Below are 2,921 nucleotides of genomic sequence, written 5' to 3'. Positions count from 1 at the left end.
GTGACTTAAACGATTGCCGCCGCTGCCAACGCGTGAACCAAATTGTTCGGTTAACCCGTATTCAACCTCAGCGCTGGTCGGCTCGTTGGTTTTCCATTGAATCGTGGCGGTCGTACCGGTTAAGTAGGCAACGCGAACTTCAGAGATAACCGGCGCGGTATTGTTTCCAAATTCAAGTGTTTCAAAACTGCGCTCAAATGCTTCAACTTCGGCAATCGCGGTGTAAGCCGTAATTTTAAAATAATATTTGGTCTTTGGCTGCAGGCCGGTTAGCGTCACGGCCTGACTGCCGCGTTGATCAGGCACAATAATCGTCCAGAGGTATTCGCCGCTTTCGCGGCCCCACTGAATTTTACCCGAAGCATTCCGGTTAGTGTGCCAAAACACGGTGGCGGTGTCATCGGTCACGGTGGTGTTAACGTCGGAGATGACCAGCGGAATTTCAGCGGCTTGGGCGGTTTGGAGGTTAGAAAACGGCACAACCGAGAAAATCACGGCCAAAGTTAGGCTGGCCGAAACCACCTTTTTTAACTTAATTGAGCTAAATTTTGTCGTCATGTGTGTCATAATTGGTTACCGTTTTAAGTAATGTTTAACTATAGCATAAGTTAGTTATTTTGTCAATGTTTACATGCCTAACGTCGTGTTTTTGGGCTTGCGGCCGAAGGCTGGGCATCAACTTGGCTATCCTTTAATTCGAACTGAATGGCTGCTTGAAAACCGAAATTTACCTTGCTCAGCGGTCGTTTTTCAAGTATACTAAAGCCAGTTTAAAGGCATTTACTCTATGCCAAACGCAAAAAAGCAAATCAAAAATCAAACTGACGCCGAGGCAATCACCGTTCACAACTCAGACGCTTCCAGTCTGACTGACTGGATGAGTGAAGATAATTATGAAGGCGAACTGGCGGTTGACGTCTATCAGGATGCCGATAGTTTGTATGTGAAGGCACCCGTGGCCGGCGTTGAACCCGATAAACTTGAAGTCAGTATCAATAATGACATGCTGACAATTCGAGGCGTGCGAGAGATGGAGCGTGAGGTTGAACGAGAAGACTACTTCTACAGTGAATGCTATTGGGGAGGGTTTAGCCGCTCAATTATTTTGCCGGTCGACGTCAAAGCCGAAGATATTTCGGCCGAACTCCAGCACGGCATTCTGACTGTTACGCTCCCGAAACTTCAGCGCAATCGGACAATTCCGATTGATATTAAAGACCAATCATCATGAGTGCCAACGAAATTACGCGACCGCCTGACTCGTTTGCTCAGACCGGCGTGGTTGAGAAACTTGAAGGCGGTTTGGCCGTTATCCGACTTGGTGATAACCAGGAGGTGCGCTGGCCGGCTGATCAGTTACCACCGAGCACGGTTGTCGGTTCGGAGATACGTTTACGTTTGAGCACGCAGGATAGTGAACAGGCCGAGCGAGACGAACTAGCGAAAACTATTTTAAATCGGATTTTACAAAACAAAGCATAGCCGGATATTGCCCTTTGAACCCAGGGCAGGCAATACGTATGGCATTTTTGCATACTTCAGGGGGGAGTGAAAAAAAATCTGTAACTCAGCCGCGCCGGGCACTCCGGGGTTGGTTGATTGGAGTTAGCGTTTTTATTGTGGTGGTGCTTGTCGGTCTCGGCGGACTTTTGGCGTATGATGTCGTCTACGCCGATAGGATATATAAAGGTGTTGCCATTAACGGTGTTGACCTAGCAGGCATGACCCGCCAGCAGGCCTACGATACACTTCAGGAAATTGAGCAGAACTTGCAAGCCAGTGGTATTGTTTTCCAGCATGAGCAACAGAGCATAACCTTGCAGCCGGTTATTATTCCAACCGATGACCCGGATTTGGCCAAACCCATTCTCCAGTATGACTGGCGGCGGACACTCGACTTATCCCAGGGTTACGGCCGGCTAAGTAACCCTTTCGCGAACGCGGTCCAAAAACTCCGAGCGGCGAGTATTGGAATTTCACTTCAGCCGTATGTTGAAATTGACGAGACAGAGCTGCTTAAAATTTTGCGCGAGCGATTTAACGAATTTGAACGACCTCCGGTTGATGCCCAGCTTCGGATTGTAAACGGCCAGGCCGAGGTTCAATCGGAAATTGACGGTTTTGTTTTTACCTACGAGAGCGCGTTGCGCCAACTGCGTGATCAGGCTCTAGAGTTCCATTTTTCGCCTATTTCGCTGAGCCTAGAGCCGCGGGCGGCCCAAATAAAAAAAGCCGAAACCGGTTCGGCCGTGGCGGGATTGAATTCAGTTCTGGATATACCGGAAATCACATTAACTTTTCAGGGGCGTAACTGGAGGATTTCTCAAGCCACGCTTCATGACTGGTTGGCTTTTCAGCGGACGGGCGAAGGCGACGTGGTGGTCGGTCTGAAGCCCCAAGACTTGGAAGAATTTTTAAGCTTGATTGCTCAAGACATCAACGTTGAATCCCAGGACGCAAAGTTTGAAATTACAAATAACCGGGTCGTGGAATTTCAGCCTTCACTTGAGGGACGGGAGGTAGACATAGAGGCGACCATTGACCTTATAAACGGCATGATTTTACTCGGAGCGAATGTGGGTGATGCCCCGGAATCAGCTCAGACTCTTGAGTTGGTAGTCGCGGTCACGCCGCCCAAGGTAGCCGTTGGCCAGCTGAATGAGTTGGGAATCAAAGAGAAGCTTGGTGAAGGCCGCTCAAATTTTGCCGGCAGTCCGGCTAACCGTCGGCATAATATTGCCGTTGGGGTCGCGTCATTGAACGGAATTTTAATCGCGCCGGACGAGACATTTTCACAGCTCAGCGCTCTGGGTGAAATTGAAGCTTCAACCGGTTACTTACCGGAGCTGGTTATAAAGGGTGATCGCACTATTCCGGAATACGGCGGCGGACTTTGTCAGATAAGCTCGACTACGTTTAGG

Annotated in this window: 4 protein-coding genes; 3 read left to right on the top strand and 1 reads right to left on the bottom strand. The window is 49.3% G+C overall.

Annotated features, from left to right (window positions below):
- Positions 1-567: fibronectin type III domain-containing protein (locus tag VGA08_03435; protein HEX9679647.1), on the bottom strand; the 567-nt coding region annotated here is incomplete at its 3' end.
- Positions 568-787: 220 nt separating this feature from the next.
- On the opposite strand from VGA08_03435, the gene VGA08_03430 reads away from it, so the two are divergent.
- The 3 genes from VGA08_03430 to VGA08_03420 all read left to right on the top strand — a co-directional run.
- Positions 788-1,231, top strand: coding sequence for an Hsp20/alpha crystallin family protein (locus VGA08_03430; GenBank protein ID HEX9679646.1), 444 nt, complete (start codon positions 788-790; stop codon positions 1,229-1,231).
- Positions 1,228-1,482, top strand: a complete 255-nt coding sequence (locus tag VGA08_03425) for a hypothetical protein (protein ID HEX9679645.1) — start codon at positions 1,228-1,230, stop codon at positions 1,480-1,482. Before VGA08_03430 ends, VGA08_03425 begins: the two co-directional genes overlap by 4 nt.
- 38 nt (positions 1,483-1,520) lie before the next feature.
- On the top strand, positions 1,521-2,921 hold a 1,401-nt coding region (locus tag VGA08_03420), incomplete at its 3' end, for a peptidoglycan binding domain-containing protein (GenBank protein HEX9679644.1).

It is taken from the genome of Candidatus Saccharimonadales bacterium (genome assembly GCA_036397795.1).
In the GTDB taxonomy this organism is placed as follows: Bacteria; Patescibacteriota; Saccharimonadia; order Saccharimonadales; family DASWIF01; genus DASWIF01.
This window is presented reverse-complemented; position numbering and strand designations above follow the sequence as displayed.